The following is a 22,577-nucleotide window of genomic DNA, read 5'->3' on the forward strand; positions in this document are numbered from 1 at the left end:
CCTAATGATTCAATAGGACGCTTTATGTCAGGCTTAGAAACCATACCCGTTACGGAACTTAAAGGTATTGGTAGCGCGGTTGCGGAGAAGTTAGCAAAGCTCAATATACACAGCCTACAAGACCTGGTGTTTCATTTACCTATGCGCTACCAAGACCGGACAAAAGTCGTACCTATTGGACGCCTTCGGCTTGGGGATGAGGTCGTTATAGAGGGGGATGTAATTGGCTGTGAAGTAGCCATGGGGAAAAGAAGAAGCCTATTATGTCGCGTCAAAGACCACTCAGGCACACTTACTTTACGCTTCTTCCATTTTACCGCAGGTCAGAAAAAGCAATTCGAATCGGGTAAGACAATACGAGCCTTTGGTGAAATAAAACGAGGCAGCTTTGGTTATGAGATATTTCATCCCGAGTACTCTTTAGCCGATGAGTTTACTCCATCTACAGAACAGGCTCAGTTAACACCGACTTATCCATTAACAGAAGGGTTAACTCAACTCAAAATGAGAAGCTTTTGTGAACAAGCGTTAGAACGAGTTACGCCTTATAATGTCATCGAATGGCTGCCTGAGGCCATTCGTCATAAGTTTCAGTTACCACCATTAGTCGATGCTATTCACTACCTACATAAACCGCCAGCCGAAGCCGACGTTGCATTACTTGCATCGGGTAAACACCCAGCACAGTTTCGTCTGTCATTCGAAGAGCTGCTCGCCCATCAACTTAGCTTAGTCAATAAAAAGCAACAGGCGAAACTCGATCGAGCACCAATTATTTCAGAAGCAGGTGCCGTCTTAGGGAAGTTACTCGAATCACTTCCTTTTCAACCAACAAATGCTCAACAACGCGTCTTTCAAGAAGTAATGCAAGATGTGTCGTCTGGCCATCCAATGCTTAGGTTAGTTCAGGGCGATGTCGGCTCAGGTAAAACACTGGTTGCAGCGATGTCTGCCGCCACCTTTATACAAAAGGGGCTGCAAGTCGCCATTATGGCGCCAACAGAAATTTTGGCAGAACAGCATTTTAACAATTTCAAACAATGGTTTGAACCTCTGGATATCGAAGTGGCCTGGCTGGTTGGTAAATTAAAAGGCAACGCACGTATTTCACAACTAGAACGTATTGCAAACGGCACAGCATTAATCGTGGTTGGCACTCATGCTTTATTTCAAGAAAGTGTCCAGTTTAAAAACTTATCATTGGCGATTATAGATGAACAGCATAGGTTTGGTGTCCATCAGCGAATGGCATTAAGAGAAAAAGGGGTTGACGGTCTATTACAACCTCATCAGTTAATTATGACGGCGACACCGATCCCGCGAACCTTAGCCATGTCGGCTTATGCGGACCTTGATTGCTCGGTCATTGATGAGTTGCCTCCTGGAAGAACCCCTGTCACAACCATTGTTGTCTCAGATAAAAGGCGTAATGAGGTCATTGAACGAGTTAGAGCGGCCTGTAACGAAGGCAAACAAGCTTATTGGGTTTGTACGTTAGTTGAAGAGTCAGAAGCGCTGCAATGTCAAGCCGCTGAAGAGACGGCTGTTATGCTTTCAGACTCTCTGGCAGGCATTAAAATAGGACTGATACATGGACGATTAAAGGCCCCAGAAAAAGCCGCCATCATGCAAGAATTCAAGCAAGGAGACAGTCAACTCTTGGTGGCTACAACGGTTATCGAAGTAGGTGTCGATGTACCTAATGCAAGTCTAATGGTGATAGAAAACCCGGAGCGATTAGGTTTAGCACAATTACACCAACTTAGAGGCCGAGTCGGTCGAGGACAAGCGGCGAGTCACTGCGTACTCTTATATAAAACCCCATTAAGCCAGCACGGAAAAGTTCGTTTAGGCATTATAAGAGAAACGTCAGATGGGTTTAAAATAGCGGAAAAAGACTTAGAAATACGCGGGCCAGGAGAGCTATTAGGCTCACGACAAACGGGGTTAATGGAATTTAAAGTAGCCGACTTACAACGAGACAAAGCGATGTTAGAGCAAGTACAAAGTGCCGCCCTACTGATGTATCAATCACATCATGAACATATAGAGCCTTTATTGTCTCGTTGGCTACCTATTCAGCAAGATTACTTAAATGTTTAACCCTAAAATATTATCGAATATTCACTACTGTCGTATTTTTCACTTCTTCCATAGCCACATAAGTTCTTGATTCCCTTACATGTGGCAAAATTAGCAATGTCTCCCCCAGTAAAAGTCGATAGGCTTCAACATCTGAAACTCGCGCCTTCAATAGGTACTCAAAGTCCCCTGCAATAAGATGGCATTCTAATACTTCAGGAATCTTACTGACAGCCTCTTTGAATTCATTAAATCCTTCGGGAGACGTTGTTTTTAGTCGAATTTCGACAAAAACAAGTAGGCCCGCTTCTACTTTACGCGGGTTAACCAGAGCACAATACCCCGTAATATAACCATTACGTTCTAGTCTTCGAACACGCTCTAAACAAGGTGTAGCGCTCAAACCAACACGACTGGCTAATTCAACATTAGAAAGTCGCCCATTAATTTGAAGCTCTCGAAGAATTTTTTTATCAAGCCGATCTAGCGGCTTTAAAGAATTATCCATCGATAATAGATCTCCTTACAACAAATAAGGTTAAACTGACACTTAAGTATATTGCGAGCACTGGAAATGGAAAGCCCAAAATGAGTCAGTGTAAAATAATCAAAGAAAATATCGCTTTATTTGGCTTTTGTGCACCAAAATAAAACAACCCTTATGAGGGATGCGCTAAAGAAATTGCCATTAAATACACTTTTGATCTACAGAATTGCAATTTAGATAGACACTTTACACTATTTATAAAGAAACTAAGACATAGTTTTCTTTAAAGATTTTTTTTCAAGTGATTATATTTATAAATCAATAGATCACTATTTAGTCAAGTCTTACTTTAAATATCAAAAATGCACCACTAAAAACGCATTTTTCTCTTGACTACAGCGGCTGAACAGTCATTCTATATAGCAAGTGGAGATATTCACAGGATAATCCGCTGAAAAAATACAACAAAAAGAATAACAAAATGTTGGCACATGCTTTGCTTTATTAAAGTTTGAACGAAATATAAATTTTGTGAATGTTAACAATAAAAGAATGCCCTGGGAGGCTCAATAATGAAATCGAATGTAAGTAAGTTACTTTCAACTGCCGCAATTGCCGTTACAGTTAGTGCTGGAGCAACGGCAGGAACATTAGATGATGTAAAAGCAAAAGGCTTTATTCAGTGTGGAGTAAGCCAAGGAGTTCCAGGTTTCTCAAATGCGGATGAAAAAGGTGAATGGGCGGGTATTGATGTCGATTCATGCCGTGCTGCCGCTGCCGCTATTTTTGGTGATTCCACTAAAGTTAAATTCACTCCTCTTTCTGCAAAAGAACGTTTTACCGCATTACAATCAGGTGAAATTGATATTCTTTCTCGTAACACAACTTGGACTTACACTCGTGACTCGTCTTTGGGTCTGGACTTCACCGCTGTAAACTTCTATGACGGTCAAGGTTTCATGGTTCGTAAAGACCTAGGTGTTGAATCAGCTAATGACCTTGATGGTGCAACCGTTTGTACAGAGCAAGGTACAACAACTGAGTTAAACATGGCTGACTTCTTCCGTAAACACGGTCTATCTTATGTTCCTGTTATCGTTCAGAAAGCAGATGAAGCATTAGCCGCTTACGCATCTGGCCGTTGTGATGTATTCACAACGGATAAATCAGGCCTTGCCGCTCACCGTTCAAAACTTGCAGATCCAAGTGCTCACGTGATTCTTCCTGAAACGATCTCTAAAGAGCCTCTAGGCCCAGTAGTTCGTCACGGTGACAACCAATGGAAAGACATTGTAACTTGGTCTATCTTTGTTCAAGTTAACGCAGAAGAAATGGGCATCTCGTCTGAGAATGTTGCTAAAATTAAAACAGATACAAAAGATCCAGGCATCCGTCGTCTTCTAGGCGCTGAAGGTAATATGGGTGAGCAACTAGGTCTTTCTGCAAGCTGGGCTTATGACATTATTGCTCAAGTCGGCAACTATGGTGAAAGCTTCGAAAATAACGTAGGTCCTAACACAGCGGTAGGCTTACCTCGTGGCGTGAACAACCTATGGACTGAAGGCGGTGTTATGTACGCACCACCAGTTCGTTAATATTTGCTAATTTTTGCAAATACCATGGTATCGCACAGCTACAATTCAGTAGCTGTGCATCTCCCTCCTTTCCATCTGACGAGCAATTCTTTTGCCTGAAACGAGATGAGCGATAAAACTTCGACTAATAATAATAGCTTTTTTAATGATGCTGGCAATCGCGCCCTCATCTTTCAAATAGCGCTTTTAGCCTTGGTGGTTTTTGTAGGTTATTACCTATTCAGCAACCTTCAAGCTAACTTGGAGAACCGAGGAATATCAACAGGTTTTACCTTCTTAAATGAACCTGCCGGATTCCCAGTTCTAATTCACTTAATTGAATATACTGAAGCAGACACCTATGGTCGCGCTTTTATTGTGGCTTTGCTTAATACCTTCGTAATTTCCTTTATAGGTATTTTCTTCGCGACAATCATTGGCATAATCATGGGGTTAGCGAGATTATCAAAGAACTGGTTAGTCTCTCGATTGGCAACGGTATACATAGAAACTCTGCGTAATATTCCTTTACTACTGCAAATGTTCTTCTGGTATTTCGCCGTTCTGTCAACGCTACCCTCACCTAGAAACAGTATTTTGTTTGGTGACTTTATGCTCAATAAACGTGGCATATACTCACCCAACCCGATCTTTCAAGATGGTTTTGGTTTGGTTATTTTTGGCTTTATTGCGTCTATTATTGCCTCTATTGCATTGGTTATTTGGGCTAAAAAGCGCCAGACAAGAACTGGATTATGGTTTCCTGCGTATTGGGGCTCTTTAGGGATCATTATTGTAATGACCTTGGCTTTTTATTTTATGGCAGGTTCACCTATTGAGTTTGATCTACCTGCAAAAAGCCGTTTCAACATCACTGGGGGCATGGTACTTCCACCTGAGTTTGTGGCCGTTCTGATTGCTCTATCAACTTACACTGGGTCTTTCATTGCCGAGATCGTACGTGCGGGCATTTTATCGGTGAACTGGGGACAAACCGAAGCCGCCAGATCTTTAGGCCTAGCAGACAGTCTAACTCAACGTATGATTGTGTTACCTCAAGCATTACGAGTGATTATTCCACCACTCACCAGTCAATATCTCAACTTGGCGAAAAACTCTTCTTTAGGTGCGGCTATTGCTTACCCTGAATTAGTGGCCGTAGTGATGGGGACAACGCTAAACCAAACAGGTCAAGCAATTGAAACGATTGGTTTATGTATGTTGGTATACGGTTCATTGAGTTTATCTATCTCGTTCTTTATGAACTGGTATAACAAGAAAATGTCATTAACTGAACGATAAGAGGCGAATATGGCGATTATATTTAAACCTTCTCCAAGCCTACCACCTCCAATTAATTCAGTAGGTGCTGTGGCATGGGTAAGACAAAATTTACTATCCTCTCCACTGAATGTGTTTTTAACCTTATTCAGTGCGTACATTCTGTATTTGTTAGTGCCGCCTGTTATCCAATGGGGCATCATTGATGCCACTTGGACTGGGTCAAGCAGTCAAGCATGTAAAGCCGATACAGGCGCTTGCTGGGCATTTGTAGGGGCGTATTTTGAACAGTTCATCTATGGCTTATATCCAAGTGAAGAAGTTTGGCGAATCAATTTAGCCGTCATTCTATTGGTGTTAATGGTGGCCAGTTTTGCACTGAAAGGGATCAATAAACTATACCTTTCCATTGCGATTCTAGTTGTGTACCCGGTTGTTGCTTACTTTATGTTTGCTGGCGGTGTTTTTGGTCTTGCAATCGTTGAAACATCTAAATGGGGCGGACTATTCTTAACCACTCTACTTGGTGTTGTTGGTATCGTGGCTTCCTTTCCATTAGGGGTATTATTAGCTCTTGGTCGACGTTCAAATTTACCAATAGCTAAGTCAGTTTGTATTGTGTTCATTGAAACGGTACGTGCTGTTCCTCTAATCACTATCATGTTTATGGCATCTGTTATGATTCCATTGTTCTTACCAGAAGGTTTGAACTTTGATAAATTGATGCGTGTCATTATTGGTATCACCCTATTCTCCGCGGCTTACATGGCTGAGGTTATTCGTGGTGGCTTACAAGCCATTCCAAAAGGGCAATATGAAGCAGCGGACGCAATGGGGTTAACCTATTGGCAGTCTATGGTTTTGGTTATTTTGCCTCAAGCGCTTAAGTTAGTAATTCCTGGTATCGTAAACACCTTTATTGGGTTATTTAAAGATACTACGTTAGTTTACATCGTCGGTATGTTTGATTTATTAGGAAGGATTCAAGCCGCTACTCACGATTCAAACTGGTTAGGTACAAGTGTTGAAGGCTATGCATTCGCTGGTTTCGTTTATTGGGCTTTCTGTTTTGGTATGTCCCGATATTCTATGGCGATAGAACGCAAATTAGAAACCGGACACAAGCGAAACTAGACTATTTTTTTGAGGCCTATAAAAATGACTGAACGCAATATGGCACTGGCTCAACTAGAGCAGGGCGAAAAAACAATTATAGAGTTTAACGATGTTAATAAATGGTACGGTGATTTTCACGTCCTAAAGAACATCAACTTCAGTGTAAAATCAGGTGAGCGTATCGTTGTTTGCGGTCCTTCTGGTTCCGGTAAATCGACAATGACTCGTTGTATTAACCGTCTAGAAGAGCATCAAAAAGGCGATATTATTGTTGATGGTATTACCATGAATGATAACTTGAAAAACATTGAAGCCATTCGTAAAGATGTCGGTATGGTGTTTCAACACTTTAACCTTTTCCCGCATCTTACTATTTTGGAAAATTTAACTTTGGCGCCAATTTGGGTTCGTAAGACACCTAAAAAAGAAGCTGAAGAAATCGCGATGCATTATCTTGAACGCGTTAAAATAGCGAACCAAGCGGCTAAATTTCCAGGTCAACTATCTGGTGGTCAGCAGCAACGTGTTGCTATTGCACGCGGCCTTTGTATGAAGCCTCGCATTATGCTATTTGATGAACCAACATCGGCTCTTGACCCTGAAATGATCAAGGAAGTACTTGATGTCATGGTTCAACTTGCTGACGAAGGCATGACCATGATTTGTGTAACTCACGAAATGGGCTTCGCTAAAACCGTTGCCGATAGAGTGGTCTTCATGGATGCAGGTGAAATTGTTGAAGCAAACGAACCCAATGAGTTCTTCAATAACCCTCAACATGATCGTACTCAAAACTTCTTAAGCCAGATTTTGAACCACTAAAATTCAGGCTGAATGCTTAGTTTTATAAAAAGCCCCTTTTAGGGGCTTTTTATCGTTAATAATTTGATAAATTGGTTAACTTATTTTATTTATACGGGCTATATCGTATGCAGACACCGGTATCTGATGCTATCAAAGCAAGAATTGTTCATTTATGCGATCAGGCAGGGAAGCTACAGGTCATCTTTTCAGAAGCCGATATTCTCGATTTGTCTGCTCTCTCTCGGATAACAAAACGCAGATTAGAGCCAATTACCCACTTCAATGAACTAGGGGATCCACTTACCCGCTCATCAAAAATACCGACATTAATCGATAGGCGCTTGTTAACATTGAAAAAGGTGTCTTTACGCCAAGACGTTCAAGCCGATTATATTGAAATATCGGTTGAAGAGCTGGACTCTCTTTTTGAGAAAATAGATTGTTCCTACGAGAGCTTTACAATTCAGACGAACCATATCCATCCCATACATGACAATCATGCCTCTGATAAAGAACACCTCAGTGCAGCATTAGGCCGTTTCCAATCAATTCGCTTAAAACAGAGGTTAGAAGAAACATTAGAGTTGCCTCCGCTACCAGTATCGGCCAAGAAAATCATTAATTTATGCAGTCGTAAAGACGTTGATACAGATGAGTTGTGCAAAGTCATTAGCTTAGACCCTAGCCTTGCGGCTCAAGTGGTTAGCTGGGCCTCCTCACCCTATTATGGTGCTCCTGGTAATATTGAATCTGTTGAGGATGCTATTATCAGAGTATTGGGGTTTGATATGGTCATGAATTTAGCATTAGGGCTTTCTATGAAAAGTATTCTCGATTTGCCTCAGAATGGTCCAAGGCATTATCAGAACTTTTGGTATGATGCGGTGTTTCATGCAAGCCTTATGGAGGCTCTCGTTAAACGGATGCCAGCAAAGATTCGTCCAAAGATAGGCTACGCTTATTTGGCAGGCTTACTCCACAATTTTGGTTATTTGGTTATTGGGCACGTCCTACCAACGCATTTCTCAATCTTAGCTCGTCATCTCGAAGCAAACGCACACCTCCCATCCAGACTTATCGAGATGCATTTATTGCATTTTACGAAAGAACAGCTAGGATCTTGGCTATTAAGACATTGGGGGCTTCCTCGCATAATATGTAATGCCATTCGATACAGTCACACGCCTCAAATAGAAGAAGACAAGGATTTGCGTACCCTTGCAGGCGTTTTACATTGCTGTAGCGCTTTATATCATGGACAAAAAATAGAGGCGAGTGTGTTTGAAATAATTGGGCTATCAGAAGAGGAGTGCCTTTCCATCTATCAAGAAGTACAATCCTCTTCTAGTAAATTACAGGAAATGGTGGACTTACTTCAATCCTAGGCTTACTGACGAATAAACACCTATTTTTTGCGAAAACAAAGAGATTTTTTGTGCTAAATTTCAGTGTAACCAAACAATTTGACTATCATTGGCAACCTCTGTCTCAAGCTCGTATGGACAGTATTCCCAATAATCTAAAGTTCTGGCTCCGCGAGACAGGTTCTTTAACCGCGCTGTTAGAAAGACTGGGGATATTGTCCATAGAAGTCATTAATGACGGTTGGGGGCAGCCGACTCAAAGAGAGAGAAAGGCATTGTCGTTACGTGCACGTGAAGCAACAAGGGTTCGAGAAGTGATTTTGAACATTAATGGTACCCCCATGATTTATGCTCGCTCCATTATCCCAGCAAGCGCTTTAATTGGGCATTGGCGTCATTTAAGCCAACTGAAAAGCCAATCTCTGGGAGGCTTTCTATTCAAAGACAAAAAGTTAGTACGGAGTCCTATCGAAATAGTCTCTCTTCCAAGCAACGTATTTAATAACGTCAATGAAGCGGTTTGGGCTCGCCGATCGATTTTTAAACAGTACAATAAAGGCGTTTTAGTAAGTGAAGCCTTCTTACCCGCCATCACAACATTACCAGTGACACAGTTAATATTATGACAAAACTCCAAGCTTATCTTCAGCTTACTCGTTTCAACAAACCCATTGGTTCACTGCTGCTACTTTGGCCCACTCTATGGGCTCTTTGGGTATCTAGTAATGGCGACCCAGACTGGAAAATCGTCATCATTTTTATGCTTGGTGTCTTTTTTATGCGCTCCGCAGGCTGTGTCATCAATGATTATGCCGATAGACATGTGGATAGCGGTGTGGAGCGAACAAAGAATCGCCCTCTCCCTTCCGGTACGGTTTCTGAAAAAGAAGCTCTATTACTGTTCTCCGTTCTTTGTCTATGCAGCTTCGGTTTAGTCTTAATGACGGATATGAAAACCGTTTTACTCTCTTTCATTGGACTTGGACTCGCGGCTTTGTATCCATTTATGAAGCGCTACACTCATTTGCCTCAATTGTTTCTTGGACTGGCTTTTTCATGGGCTATTCCAATGGCATACAGCGCTCAAGGAGGTTCACTAACGGACCCTGTCTTATGGATGATATTTGTCTCTAATGCACTATGGACCATTGCTTACGATACTTACTATGCTATGGTTGATCGAGATGACGATTTAAAACTTGGCATCAAATCAACAGCCATTTTATTTGCGCAAAATGATTTACTCATTATCACTGTATTGCAAGGACTGGCTCTTTCTCTATTAATGTGGGTTGGTGTACTGAAATCCTTTTCTTTCATTTATTTTCTCAGTCTGATCGTCGCCGCTATTTTGTTCTCTTTACAGTATAAACAAGCTAAAAATAGAGAGCGGCAAGCTTGCTTTACCTCGTTCTTAGACAATAACCGTATTGGATACTGTATATTTTTAGGCATTGTATTGAACTATCTTTTATAAATATAAGACACAAATATGACAGTTTCATCTAATTGTCATATTCAAGGTCTTTAATAGGGATATTACGATTTAGGGGTAGATGCTGTGACGAGTAAAACTGTATTAATAATTGATGATGAATCATCAATACGAGAAATGATTGCCATTGCACTGGAAATGGCGGGATATAATTACTTTGAGGCGGAAAACAGCCAACAAGCTTACGAAATCATCATTGATAATAGGCCCGACCTCATTCTTTGTGACTGGATGATGCCCGGGGGCAGTGGTATAGAGCTAACCAGACGGTTAAAGCGAGATTCTCTTACCGCAGAAATACCTGTGATTATGCTAACCGCTAAAAGCGAAGAAGATAACAAAATTCAAGGTTTAGAAGTGGGTGCGGATGATTACATCACTAAGCCTTTTTCTCCTCGAGAACTCGTGGCTCGCTTAAAAGCCGTTCTACGCCGTGCCAACCCTCAAGGCGTAGACGAGCCTATTGAAGTCGATGGGCTATTATTAGACCCTGTAAGCCAACGTGTTACTATTGGTACAACGCCACTTGAAATGGGCCCGACAGAGTACCGCTTACTCAAATTTTTGATTACCCATCAAGAAAGAGCGTATTCCAGAGCACAGCTTCTGGATCAAGTCTGGGGGGGAAATGTTTATGTAGAAGAACGTACCGTTGATGTACATATTAGACGCTTACGAAAAGCAATCGGCGAAACTCATGATTACCTAATCCAAACGGTTCGAGGAACGGGTTATCGATTTTCAAGTAAACGAACTCCGCAGTAAATTATGAAAACGATTTGGCAACAGGCTTTTATTCGCTGGACACTGGGATTAGTTGTCAGTTTCACCATTGGCATCTTAATAGGCAAATTATTTATGTGCCTATTCTTATTTGTGCTGTTTGGACTGTGCTCCAATTTATATCAGCTGTATCAATTCCACAGCTGGGTTCGTCGGCTAGGAAAAGCCTCCCCACCAGAAGCATCAGGAATTTGGGGCGACGTGTTTGATGCTGTGTATCGACTGCAAAAGAAGCAAAGAAAATCTAAAAAACGCATGCGACGCGCACTTTCTCGAATAGAAAACTCCACCTCGGCACTGAAAGAAGGTGTCATTATGGCGGACAATTTAGGGAACCTTGAGTGGTGGAACGCGTCTGCGGGGCAATTTTTAGGTTTGATGAAACCCGTCGACAGAGGGCAACCGGTCACCAATATCGTCCGCAATCCAGAGTTCTTCCGCTATTTTACTCAGAAACGTTTCTCCGAACCTTTAGTTATTAAATCGCCGTCTCAAGAAGGCATTTATTTAGAAATTCAAACCACTCTGTATGATCAGAATGACCATCTTATTTTTGTCAGAGATGTGACGCGCTTGCATCTTCTAGAGCAAATGCGTAAAGACTTCGTTGCCAATGCATCCCATGAGCTCAAAACACCGTTAACGGTCATTAAAGGTTATTTGGAAACCCTGGATATGTTTAAGGACTCATTACCGAAGAGCATGCAAAAAGGTGTTGACAATATGACCACGCAATCAAACCGTATGGAACAGTTGATTGAAGACCTACTATTACTTTCACGTTTAGAAAGTAATGATAAAAGAGACATCGATCAATGGCATGACATCAACGAATTAGTCAACAATGTGGTGGATTCCGTCCAAGCCATAGGCACCAAACATACTATTCACATCGTGATCCGTTCAGAGTGTAGGCTGTATGGCTCTTATCGAGAGCTCTATAGCGCTTTTTCAAACCTTGTTGTGAATGCCATAAAATATTCCCCTGACGGAGGCAACATTACTATAAAATGGGAAAATCATTTAGATGAAGGCATTTTTTCGGTATCAGATGAAGGTCTAGGCATTGAAGCGAGATACATTCCACGTTTAACAGAACGTTTTTTTCGTGTCGATAAAGGTCGAGGCTCAAACACAGGAGGCACTGGGCTCGGACTTGCCATTGTTAAACACGTACTTTTACATCACGATGCTAAGTTACTTATCACTAGCCAACCAGGGCAGGGTAGCGTTTTTTCCTGTCACTTTTCAGGGAAGCGTATCCAACAGCCTTTAGCTCATAAAGAACAATAAAATCATGATAAATTCGGTTTTATGGTTCGATAAGTGAGAGCGCTATCCCTATTAAAGGCTCTTAAATAAAGCGTCAATAAATTTCTCTTTTACGTCATCCTGATCAATTAAACCCAAGGTCACGGTTAAAAAAGTGGAATCGTGTTTTTTCTCTGTCGTCGCCACACTTTGCACATAATAATTCAGTCGATTTACCGTACCCGAAAACTCCAAGTCCAATACAGACTGCCCCAATACCGCGGGAACAACGTCATCACTTTTAATTAATAATGTCGCTTCTGATTTAGCGAACTGAATCACCATACAGCGAAATTGTTTTCCTTCAAAGCGCACCATGGTGGGAATTTTCACATCTTTAATTGTGGCCACTTTTGCTGTAATAGCTGGCTTTGAGGCTGTTGCAGAGCCTGTTTTTGTCCCACCCAACAACACATCTAAAGAGCCTGCCGTATGACTTGTCATCCCCCCCTTTTTAGCCTTTGATGCACCACCTGTCATAGCGGCTAGAGCATCCGTTGCCGCAGGATTACGACTGGCTTGTGAGGTTAACGCGGACACTAAATCATGCTTCTTGGCAGCGGCCATAACCTTATTAATTAATTGCTCGCTAGAAAAAGGTTTTCCAAGATAATCCGTTACCCCTGACTGTACCGCTTCAACAATGTGACTCTTGTCGCCACGACTCGTAATCATGACGAAGGGAAGATCGGCCTTTTTATAGTTATCTTGTTCTCGACACCATTGTAATAGCTCAACCCCCGTCATCTCCGGCATTTCCCAGTCACAAAGAACCATATCAAATGTCATTTTCGTTAGCATTTGCTGGGCTTTACGACCGTTTACCGCTTCTTCTAGCTGTGCAGAAGGGAACTGCTTACGTAAAGTGCGACGAATTAAGTCTCTAGTGAAGGTTGCATCATCCACTACTAAAATTTTAACCGCCATTTTACTCTCTTACTCCAAAAGCCGAACGACCATCCAGACCATGATCCAATGTAAATATATCTGACCATAAGCAGGTAGCCGCAACAACAGCTAATGGCATAACGAATAAGTTAATAAAAGGGATTGTCAATAAAATCATTACGATAAAGCCAAATGACCAACACACGATGGGTTTGCGCCGTAAACTTGCACGCATATCTCGAAAGCTAAGCTTATTGTTATCAAATGAATAGTCTAGGTATTGTACCGATAACATCCAGGCAGAAAAAAGCAGCCATAGAAGAGGAGAAATAACATTAATCACAGGGACAAATGAGATAAATAATAACAATAGCAATCGTGGTAAAAAGTAGGCTAATTTCTGTAGCTCTCTAAGAATGCTATGCCAGACAATAGACAAAACAAAATTCAGGGATACCGTTTCTTGGATCACCTTTCCAGTCAACTTTTCTTCCGTTTTTTCGGCCAAAATCCCCATAAATGGAGCCGCTAAAATATTCACACCGACCGAAAAGCTATAAAACATCAGCAACGTACTCACCACGCCAAATAACGCATAAAACAGCCAGTCCAAAAAACCTAACCACTCAGGCAGCCACGACATCATGCTGTCAGTCATTCCCGTTAAAAAACTAAATGCAAACATGTACAAAATCGCCATTAAAGCGAAATTTGCCAATAGAGGCGCTAAAACAAATAAACGTAAGCTAGGAGAAAATAGCAATGGGAGTGCTTTTAAAAACGCGCCGATTGCTTTGAAAGGATGCGAAATCACATTAAATACCGTCAAAAATCGATTGTGCTAACAGTACCACGACTGACCCGTAACAACCAGTTTCCCAATCCTTTTATGGATAGGTTTATTCTAATTAAATCAATGCCTTTGGTTGAAAGAATAAAAAAATAAATTCGTATTTTTATTTACGCTCTGCATTCTGTTGTTCCATAAACTCTATCAGCCCATACAGAATTTCGATTGAGTCTCATGTTTATTTAACTGACTATCGAAAATACAGGAATAAAGGCCATAAAAAAGGTCTCTTTCCCCAACATTATAAAAACAGTCCAATTAATCATAAAAGGAAGTAATCGCATTATGAACAAAACACTTTTAGCCACGGCATTAATCACGGCATCTTTTGCCTCAATGCAACTGCATGCCGCCGAGGTGCCTGCAGGCGTAAAGCTAGCAGATAAACAAGAGCTTGTGCGTGGAGGTGGTTCCGAGCCATCAACAATGGACCCACAAAAAATGGAAGGCACACCGGCTTCTATTCGCTCAAAAGACTTGTTTGAAGGTTTGTATAACCAAGATGGTGACGGCAACCAAATTCCAGGCGTAGCGAAAAGCTACGATGTCAACGCTGATAACACTCAATATACCTTCCACCTTCGCCAAGATGCGAAATGGTCTAATGGCGACCCAGTTACCGCTGAAGACTTTGTTTATGCGTTCACACGCTCGGTTGATCCAGCATTAGCGTCTCCATACGCATGGTTCATGGAAATTCCGTCCATTGTCAATGCAAGTAAAATCATTGCCGGTGAAGCCGACCCTTCTACACTTGGTGTAAAAGCAGTGGATGACCACACATTCCAAGTGACACTTGAGCGACCCGTACCTTATTTTGTAAAAATGACCTCTCACCAGAATATGTTCCCCGTTCCGAAAAAAGTCGTCGAAAAGTGGGGCGATGACTGGACGAAACCAGAACATATGGTGTCTAACGGTGCGTACAAAATGGACGAGTGGATAGTCAACGAAAAAATGGTCTTTAGTCGTAATAAAAACTATTGGAACGATGAAAAAACCATCATCAATAAAGTGACTTATTTACCGATTGAATCTCCTAATGCCGAGCTCAAACGCTTTCAGGCAGGTCAGATTGATCTTACCTATGAATTACCCAATGATCACTACAAACAACTATTAAGAGACATGCCTGATGAAGTTGTCGTTACACCAAAATTAGGTACCTATTACTACCAGTTCAACACAACCAAAGCACCATACAACGATGTGCGCGTTCGTAAAGCCTTGTCCTATGCCATCGATCGCAATGTGATTACCAAGTTTGTAACAGGAACGGGAGAACTACCTGCCTACTCTTTCACGCCAGAAGTAGTCAATGATTTCTCACCAGCCACCCCTGAATACGCAACTTGGACGCAAAAAGAACGTAATGAAAGGGCCAAAGCACTTTTAGAAGAAGCGGGATACACACAAAGTAATCCACTGTCATTTAGCTTGCTTTATAACACCAATGAAAACCATAAAAAAATCGCCATTGCGATCGCGTCTATGTGGAAAAAAACCTTGGGGGTGACTGTCACTCTAGAAAACCAAGAATGGAAGACTTACCTAGAAACCAAAAAACATCAGCAATTTGATGTGGCTCGCGCGGGTTGGATTGGGGACTACAATGAAGCCTCGACCATGCTAGATCTGCTAACGACAACTCATGGCAATAACGACGGTAAATACAGCAACACAGAATACGACAAGCTATTGCATGATGCTCGTACCATGCAACAGCCAGCTGAGAATTACAATAAAGCCGAAGAGGTAGCTATTGAACAAGACATGGCGGTGGCCCCCATTTACCAATACACCGAAAAGCGTTTGGTAAAAAGCTATCTAGGCGGTTATATGCCTAATCCAGAAGACAACGTTTATGCGCGTGATATGTACATCATCAAACACTAACGCTTTGCGTCATACCGAGTGTTTTTCCACTGTGAAAAGCCTCTGTTGAAAGCATGTCCAGCGCGTTACGCGCTGGACATCTCTTGAACTCCCACAGGTTCCTAGCATTAGTCGTCTTTTATAACGCCTAATCCGGTAATTTTTATGCTGACATTTATTTCAAAACGCATTTTAGAAGCCATTCCAACATTATTAATTTTGATTACGGTTTCTTTTTTCTTAATGCACTCGGCTCCTGGCAGTCCATTTTCCAGCGAGCGTACTCTGCCGCCAGAAGTATTAGCAAACATTAACGCCAAATACCATCTAGATGAGCCGGTCATTAATCAATATTTTTACTACCTTGGCGGTTTACTTCAAGGTGATCTTGGCCCGTCTTTTCGCTATAAAGATTTCACAATCAATGAGCTAATTGCTCAAAGCTTTCCTGTATCGGCCGAAATTGGTATTTGGTCTTTTCTAGTCGCACTGCTGGTTGGAGTGGGTTGCGGTATTGTCGCTGCCTTGAAACAAAATTCGTGGTTAGATTACAGTGTTATGGGGTTTGCCAACCTTGGTATCGTCTTACCAAACTTTGTTTTGGCACCTTTATGTATCCTATTTTTCTCTATTTATAACCATTGGCTGCCGCCCGGTGGCTGGAACGGTGGGGCTTGGCCTTACCTAGTCATGCCTGTTATAGCGATGTCCACCAGCTACATTGCACAGATCGCACGCATTACTCGGGGAAGCATGATAGAAACCATGCACTCCAATTTTATCCGTACAGCACGCGCAAAAGGGTTGCCACAACATCGCATTATTTTTCACCATGCGTTACGCCCAGCCATGCTGCCAGTTCTTTCCTACCTAGGACCGGCGTTTGTCGGCATAGTAACCGGTTCCGTTATTGTCGATGTGTATTTTGGCACCGGCGGCATTGGTCAACACTTTATTAATGGCGCCTTAAATCGTGACTATTCTATGGTCATGGGTGTCACCATATTGGTTGGTGCACTAACGATTCTATTTAATGCCATCGTCGATATTTTATACGCGGTTATTGACCCTAAAATTCGCTACTAAGGCCTTTCTATTATGATTACTACAAAAGACAAAATTCAGGCCGTTGAACAGTTCGCCGAAAACGTGATGGAAGTCGAGGGCCGGAGTTTATGGCAAGACGCTCGCCGTCGATTTTTTTCTAACTATGCCGCGGTCACTAGCTTAATTGTGCTTATCATTATTACGGCAATAGCCTTACTTGGGCCATTTTTAAGCCAGTGGAATTACGACGATATCGACTGGGAAGCCTTATCTGATATTTCCGTATTGGGTCGCCCTAATATTGAGAATAGCCATTACTTTGGCACAGATACACTAGGCCGAGATATTTTTGTCCGAACGATGCAAGGCGGTCAAATATCCTTATTGGTCGGTATCATGGGCAGCGCAGTGGCTATCGTAATTGGTACGCTTTATGGTGCCGCCTCTGGCTACATTGGAGGGCGCGTTGACAGTGTCATGATGCGCTTTTTGGAAATCCTCAACTCTTTTCCTTTTATGTTCTTTGTGATTATCTTGATGACCCTGTTTGGTCGCCATATTTTCTTGATTTTTGTCGCCATTGGTGCCATTTCCTGGCTCGACATGGCGCGGATTGTTCGTGGTCAAACATTGAGTCTAAAAAACAAAGAGTACATCGAAGCCGCATACGCTTGTGGCGTGTCTACCCCGAAAATTATTTTGCGTCACATTGTGCCAAACGTACTTGGAATCGTCGTTGTTTACGCCACTTTATTGGTACCGAATATGATCTTACTGGAGTCCTTTATTAGCTTTTTAGGACTGGGCGTTCAAGAACCAATGACCAGTTGGGGCGCGTTGATTTCTGAAGGAGCTCAAAATATGGAGATTGCCATTTGGCAATTGGCTTGGCCACTCAGTTTCTTAGTCGTCACCCTTTTTTGTTTTAACTTCCTCGGCGATGGCTTACGCGATGCGCTTGATCCAAAAGACCGCTAAGGAGACCTTATGAACGTATCAAGTAAAAAAAACTTATTAGAAGTAAATAACTTACGGGTAAATTTCAGAACACCTGATGGTTTCGTTACCGCAGTAAATGATCTTAATTTTACCTTGGCGCAGGGAGAAACGCTGGGCATTGTGGGAGAATCCGGTTCAGGCAAAAGCCAAACAGCGTTTGCACTAATGGGCTTATTAGCGGGCAATGGCGTCATTGAAGGAGAGGCTCGCTTTAACGAGCAAAACATACTTACCTTAAATGAAAAAGCGATGAACCGTATTCGCTCAAAAGAAATAGCGATGATTTTCCAAGACCCTATGACCTCATTAAACCCTTATATGAAAGTCGGCAAACAACTCATGGAAGTCTTGATGCTACACAAAGGGATGAGCAAAACCGAAGCCTTCGAAGTCTCTGTAAAAATGTTGGATGCGGTAAAAATGCCTGAGGCTCGTAAACGCATGACCATGTACCCACACGAATTTTCAGGTGGAATGCGTCAACGAGTAATGATTGCCATGGCCTTATTATGTCAACCAAAATTACTGATTGCCGATGAACCGACGACGGCATTAGATGTTACTGTTCAAGCACAAATACTGACCTTATTAAATGAATTAAAAGACGACTTTAACACCTCCATTATCATGATCACTCATGATTTAGGGGTGGTGGCAGGCTTATGTGACAAGGTATTGGTCATGTACGCTGGACAAACAATGGAATACGGCACAGCAACAGACGTATTTTATCGCCCTACTCATCCTTATACTCAAGGTTTGCTAAAAGCGATCCCACGTCTAGATGTCGATGACGAGAAACTATCAACCATTCCAGGCAACCCCCCTAATCTATTGCATTTACCCTCTGGTTGTCCATTCCAAACGCGTTGCGAATTTGCCAAAGATCGCTGTGGAGAGAGTACGCCAACATTGCAAGAGTTTGCACCAGGTCAACTAAGAGCTTGTCATAAATCCGTTGATGGATGGGTCGCCTAATGAATACGTCAAATACTGTATTAATGGAAGTGAACAACTTAAAAGTCCACTTCAATATCAAAGCAGACAATGCGTGGCCATGGGAAAAAGGTCAAGCGCTCAAAGCCGTCGATGGGGTAGATCTAACCATTTACGCAGGAGAAACACTCGGTGTGGTAGGCGAATCTGGTTGTGGTAAATCCACTCTAGCTCGCGCTTTACTTCGCCTTGTCCCAATAACTGAAGGCCATGTAATTTGGCTTGGTCAAGACCTGACGGATTTGGACAAAAAACAAATGCGCAGCAAACGCCAAGAGCTGCAAATGATTTTTCAAGATCCTTTAGCCTCTCTTGATCCTCGTATGACAGTCGGCGATATCATCGCCGAACCACTTAGAACATTTCGCCCTGAATTGTCGAGGGAAGACGTAAAAACGGAAGTACGCTCTATTATGAATCGCGTTGGGCTATTACCCAATGTCATTAACCGCTACCCCCATGAGTTTTCTGGCGGGCAGTGCCAACGTATTGGGATTGCACGTGCTTTGATTCTGAAACCAAAGTTAGTGGTGTGTGACGAACCGGTTTCTGCTCTGGATGTTTCGATTCAGGCACAAGTGGTGAATTTGCTCAAAGAATTACAAGCCGAAATGGGCTTATCCTTGGTGTTTATCGCTCACGATTTAAGCGTGGTAAAGCACATTTCAGATCGCGTTTTGGTCATGTACTTAGGCCATGCTGTCGAGTTAGCAGATAAACATTCTTTATATAATTCACCTCAGCATCCCTACACGAAAGCTCTCTTATCGGCCGTCCCCGTTCCCGATCCCAATATTGAGCGAAATAAAACCATTCAGTTATTAGCGGGCGATTTACCGTCGCCCATAAATCCACCTTCTGGGTGCGTTTTTAGAACCCGCTGTCCTGATGCTAATGAACGCTGCTCAGCTACGCGACCACACCTTCAGACCGTTTCAACGACACATAAAGCATCTTGTTTACGCCTTGGTGAACTATCCGATTAACAACCTAAGTGTTAGCTGTCTCTTTGCTATAAAAAGAGAACCCTCCTCTTTAGCCGCTCTTTGAGTGGCTTTTTTATTTCCCTATTTGTCGGCCAAACTTGCGATTGTTAGATTTTTTTATGGTCAAATAGTCTATTATCAGTGGGTATCAATCACATTTACCTCTTCGACCAGTACCGTATAAAAGGATTTTATTACTGTCATGAAACTGAACCTAAAGAAAACCAAAAATAAGATTATTCCTGCCGTTTCTATCTTGACTGTATTCATGATTTCCATCACTTTGATCACCATCAATGTGATTAATTCAACTCAAAAAAATCGTTATGAAGTCACCTTTGATAAAGCACTATGGGAAACACAGCAGCTGCAAGTGCAGTATTATCGATTTTTTAATTATGTCGCTCTATTAACCCAGGAAGACTTGCCTTTAGACGGTGATTTACAGACTGAGTACGCTTACCTAATTAACCGCATCGATATACTCAGGAATGGGGAGATAAACAATGTTGCGCGTTTTTTTGAGGATGGAAACCCAATTAAACTCATTTTTTTTATTAACGGCGGACTAAATTTGTTGTCAATAGACATTGATGCGCTCGAAAAAGAACCGATCCTTGACACTAAAGAAATAGTTCAAAATCTTACTCTTATAGAAGCAAAAATAAATGAATTGGTTCGTTTAACCAACAGAAATGCCATTCAATATAGGTCAACTAAACAACAGAAGCTTGATGAAAATCTCGAGTCAATCTCTTGGTTAGTGTCGTTTCTACTCTGTGTATTATTTTTATTTATCTTTTTGTGCGCTCGTTTCTTAAATAAAAATAATCACAACCTCAAGCGTATTTCAGAACTTTCGAGAAAATTAACAACCATTACTACGGGTAGAATGCGCTTCCTATCCGTTCTTAATCATGAGCTAAGAACCCCCATAAATGGCATATTAAGCATCGCCACTATTTTACTTCGATCTAAAATAAGCCAATCACAGAAAAATATGTTGTTAACCGTACAGAATTCAGGCGAGACGGTACTTAACAATTTAAACGCTTTCTCAGATTTATCAAAACTAGAGGCCAACAGCTTAGAGCTGCATTTTTCTTATGGCAATTTACATAAACAGTTTGAAGAGGTCTGTCAAAGAATCAGTAACAACAGCAGATACTCAAGCTGTAGCCTTTTTAGCTTCATTGATTTAAACCTTCCAAGCCATATTTACAGTGACTTTACTCGTTTGACTCAAATTTTGTCGGCCTTGTTAGAAAACGCTCTCATCCTTTCGTCTGCGCATAACATCAGCGTAGTTGTTCGAGAATCTCCGATACATTCATCAGATTGGCGCCCTGATCTAAGTAAAAACCTGGATGCCATTACCATTCAAGTTTCTGTTCGTGCGGCGGGTATTACACTGACAGAAGAACAACGTAATGCGATAGGATCAAGTTTCTATTATTTGGAATCAGATGACTCTAGAAAGTATATGACAGGGTTAAATCTATCCATTTGCTATCACTTAGCAAAGGTCATAGGCGGTCAACTGCAATTTTCCACACAACACGGGATGGGAGACGAGTTTTGGATGGATATCCCCATTTATTTCGACAAAAACATCAATAAAATCAAGGAAGAAATTGTCATGGAGAAAGCGATCTCTCTATTAGAAAATAAAAAAGTACTGATTATTGAGGAAGAGCAGCCTGCACATATTATTAATATGCAGGTGAGCTCTCTTGGGATGGACCCAACATTGACAACAGAAAGACTAACAGGCCCATTAACCATTAAGGTAGATATCGTCATTATCAGTAACGATACCTATCTAGATGAATTAGACTACTTGCAGCTTACCGAGCTGGCTAAAAATCAATGTTTAATCCTCTCATCGAATAAATGCAAGCAGGTGAAAACCACCGAAATATCTCACGCCACTTTCACTTTTCCGCTGACTCAAATTACATTAAGAAAAACACTCACTGACTATTACCAACACCATTCTATTTAGAGACAAAGACTAATGAGAGCCTAATGACCAACCAAAGTCCGTCGCGTTTATAAAAGTAGCCACCAACTGTGCGATACCTTGTTGATCTTCTAATGTAAATCGGCCTTTTATTGGGCTGTCCAAATCGAATACCGCCAGTAACGTATCGGCCACCATAACCGGAATAACCAGCTCAGACTCGGTATCACCATCACAAGCAATGTGCCCAGGAAAGCGGTGAACATCCTCTACCCGCTGGACAGTTCGCGTTGTGGCGGCCGCGCCACATACGCCTTTAGAAAAAGGAATTCGAGTGCAAGCCACTTTGCCAACATACGGTCCTAAAATAAGCGCTTCACCTCGAGCAAAATAAAACCCAGACCAATTAAGGTCGGGCACGCTTTGCATAATAAAAGCGGACAATTGAGCCGCATTACAAATGAGATCTCGCTCATCATAAAGCAACCCCGTTAGCTGAGCGTCTAATTCTTTATAAAAATCCACCTTAGAAAGCGACGTATCTACTGATATCTCAAACATAGTATTTGGCCAAACAAAAAGAAAATCGATAATAATGACGAACGCAGTATAAAATCAATAAAAAAGCCGTACTCAAATAAAAGTACGGCTTTTAACATCATTATAAAAATGACTT

At 41.8% G+C, this 22,577-nt stretch carries 20 protein-coding genes; 16 read left to right on the forward strand and 4 right to left on the reverse strand.

Annotated elements, in window-relative coordinates; genetic code table 11:
- The first annotated feature begins 24 nt into the window (after nucleotides 1–24).
- On the forward strand, nucleotides 25–2,103 hold the full coding sequence (gene recG / locus IEZ33_RS19430) for an ATP-dependent DNA helicase RecG (protein ID WP_191601627.1): 2,079 nt from the start codon (nucleotides 25–27) through the stop codon (nucleotides 2,101–2,103).
- A gap of 10 nt (nucleotides 2,104–2,113) precedes the next feature.
- Here recG and IEZ33_RS19435 read toward each other — a convergent pair whose 3' ends face one another.
- Complete coding sequence (locus IEZ33_RS19435; RefSeq protein WP_191601628.1) at nucleotides 2,114–2,590, reverse strand: Lrp/AsnC ligand binding domain-containing protein; 477 nt, start codon at nucleotides 2,588–2,590, stop codon at nucleotides 2,114–2,116.
- 551 nt (nucleotides 2,591–3,141) lie between these two features.
- Between IEZ33_RS19435 and IEZ33_RS19440 the strand changes: the two genes are divergently transcribed.
- From IEZ33_RS19440 to phoR, 9 genes are all read left to right on the forward strand, one after another.
- Nucleotides 3,142–4,164, forward strand: a complete 1,023-nt coding sequence (locus tag IEZ33_RS19440; RefSeq protein WP_191601629.1) for an amino acid ABC transporter substrate-binding protein — start codon at nucleotides 3,142–3,144, stop codon at nucleotides 4,162–4,164.
- 105 nt (nucleotides 4,165–4,269) lie between these two features.
- Nucleotides 4,270–5,445, forward strand: coding sequence for an amino acid ABC transporter permease (locus tag IEZ33_RS19445; RefSeq protein WP_191601630.1), 1,176 nt, complete (start codon nucleotides 4,270–4,272; stop codon nucleotides 5,443–5,445).
- 9 nt (nucleotides 5,446–5,454) lie between these two features.
- Nucleotides 5,455–6,558, forward strand: a complete 1,104-nt coding sequence (locus IEZ33_RS19450; RefSeq protein ID WP_191601631.1) for an amino acid ABC transporter permease — start codon at nucleotides 5,455–5,457, stop codon at nucleotides 6,556–6,558.
- Between the two features lie 24 nt (nucleotides 6,559–6,582).
- Nucleotides 6,583–7,362: an amino acid ABC transporter ATP-binding protein gene (locus IEZ33_RS19455; protein WP_275672790.1), complete on the forward strand. Its 780-nt coding sequence runs from the start codon at nucleotides 6,583–6,585 to the stop codon at nucleotides 7,360–7,362.
- A 107-nt stretch (nucleotides 7,363–7,469) separates the two neighbouring features.
- A complete protein-coding gene (locus IEZ33_RS19460) occupies nucleotides 7,470–8,729 on the forward strand; it encodes an HDOD domain-containing protein (protein WP_191601632.1) in 1,260 nt (419 codons plus the stop codon).
- Between the two features lie 50 nt (nucleotides 8,730–8,779).
- Nucleotides 8,780–9,334: a chorismate--pyruvate lyase family protein gene (locus IEZ33_RS19465; RefSeq protein ID WP_240009581.1), complete on the forward strand. Its 555-nt coding sequence runs from the start codon at nucleotides 8,780–8,782 to the stop codon at nucleotides 9,332–9,334.
- Nucleotides 9,331–10,185, forward strand: a complete 855-nt coding sequence (gene ubiA / locus IEZ33_RS19470) for a 4-hydroxybenzoate octaprenyltransferase (RefSeq protein ID WP_191601633.1) — start codon at nucleotides 9,331–9,333, stop codon at nucleotides 10,183–10,185. Before IEZ33_RS19465 ends, ubiA begins: the two co-directional genes overlap by 4 nt.
- A gap of 84 nt (nucleotides 10,186–10,269) precedes the next feature.
- The gene (phoB, locus tag IEZ33_RS19475) at nucleotides 10,270–10,968 is read left to right on the forward strand and encodes a phosphate regulon transcriptional regulator PhoB (protein WP_191601634.1); all 699 of its coding nucleotides are present in this window, start codon (nucleotides 10,270–10,272) and stop codon (nucleotides 10,966–10,968) included.
- 3 nt (nucleotides 10,969–10,971) lie between these two features.
- Nucleotides 10,972–12,279, forward strand: coding sequence for a phosphate regulon sensor histidine kinase PhoR (gene phoR, locus IEZ33_RS19480; protein ID WP_191601635.1), 1,308 nt, complete (start codon nucleotides 10,972–10,974; stop codon nucleotides 12,277–12,279).
- 51 nt (nucleotides 12,280–12,330) lie between these two features.
- On the opposite strand, the gene IEZ33_RS19485 is transcribed toward phoR, so the two are convergent.
- Both IEZ33_RS19485 and cysZ read right to left on the reverse strand, forming a co-directional pair.
- Nucleotides 12,331–13,224 carry a response regulator gene (locus tag IEZ33_RS19485; protein WP_191601636.1) on the reverse strand — a complete coding sequence of 298 codons (894 nt, stop codon included), beginning with the start codon at nucleotides 13,222–13,224 and terminating at the stop codon, nucleotides 12,331–12,333.
- Between the two features lies 1 nt (nucleotide 13,225).
- Nucleotides 13,226–13,999, reverse strand: coding sequence for a sulfate transporter CysZ (gene cysZ, locus IEZ33_RS19490; RefSeq protein ID WP_191601637.1), 774 nt, complete (start codon nucleotides 13,997–13,999; stop codon nucleotides 13,226–13,228).
- A gap of 321 nt (nucleotides 14,000–14,320) precedes the next feature.
- Here cysZ and IEZ33_RS19495 point away from each other — a divergent pair, with 321 nt between their 5' ends.
- From IEZ33_RS19495 to IEZ33_RS19520, 6 genes are all read left to right on the forward strand, one after another.
- Nucleotides 14,321–15,931 carry a peptide ABC transporter substrate-binding protein gene (locus IEZ33_RS19495; RefSeq protein ID WP_191601638.1) on the forward strand — a complete coding sequence of 537 codons (1,611 nt, stop codon included), beginning with the start codon at nucleotides 14,321–14,323 and terminating at the stop codon, nucleotides 15,929–15,931.
- Nucleotides 15,932–16,075: 144 nt separating this feature from the next.
- On the forward strand, nucleotides 16,076–16,996 hold the full coding sequence (gene oppB / locus IEZ33_RS19500; RefSeq protein WP_191601639.1) for an oligopeptide ABC transporter permease OppB: 921 nt from the start codon (nucleotides 16,076–16,078) through the stop codon (nucleotides 16,994–16,996).
- A 12-nt stretch (nucleotides 16,997–17,008) separates the two neighbouring features.
- Nucleotides 17,009–17,935, forward strand: a complete 927-nt coding sequence (oppC, locus tag IEZ33_RS19505) for an oligopeptide ABC transporter permease OppC (protein ID WP_191601640.1) — start codon at nucleotides 17,009–17,011, stop codon at nucleotides 17,933–17,935.
- A 9-nt stretch (nucleotides 17,936–17,944) separates the two neighbouring features.
- On the forward strand, nucleotides 17,945–18,934 hold the full coding sequence (gene oppD / locus IEZ33_RS19510; protein ID WP_191601641.1) for an ABC transporter ATP-binding protein: 990 nt from the start codon (nucleotides 17,945–17,947) through the stop codon (nucleotides 18,932–18,934).
- A complete protein-coding gene (gene oppF, locus IEZ33_RS19515) occupies nucleotides 18,934–19,938 on the forward strand; it encodes a murein tripeptide/oligopeptide ABC transporter ATP binding protein OppF (protein ID WP_191601642.1) in 1,005 nt (334 codons plus the stop codon). Before oppD ends, oppF begins: the two co-directional genes overlap by 1 nt.
- Nucleotides 19,939–20,140: 202 nt before the next feature.
- Nucleotides 20,141–21,943, forward strand: coding sequence for a sensor histidine kinase (locus IEZ33_RS19520; RefSeq protein WP_191601643.1), 1,803 nt, complete (start codon nucleotides 20,141–20,143; stop codon nucleotides 21,941–21,943).
- A 9-nt stretch (nucleotides 21,944–21,952) separates the two neighbouring features.
- Here the strand turns inward: IEZ33_RS19520 and IEZ33_RS19525 are convergent, their stop codons facing one another.
- Complete coding sequence (locus IEZ33_RS19525) at nucleotides 21,953–22,462, reverse strand: GAF domain-containing protein (protein ID WP_191601644.1); 510 nt, start codon at nucleotides 22,460–22,462, stop codon at nucleotides 21,953–21,955.
- Nucleotides 22,463–22,577: the final 115 nt, after the last annotated feature.

Source organism: Marinomonas algicola (assembly GCF_014805825.1).
Lineage (GTDB): Bacteria > Pseudomonadota > Gammaproteobacteria > Pseudomonadales > Marinomonadaceae > Marinomonas > Marinomonas algicola.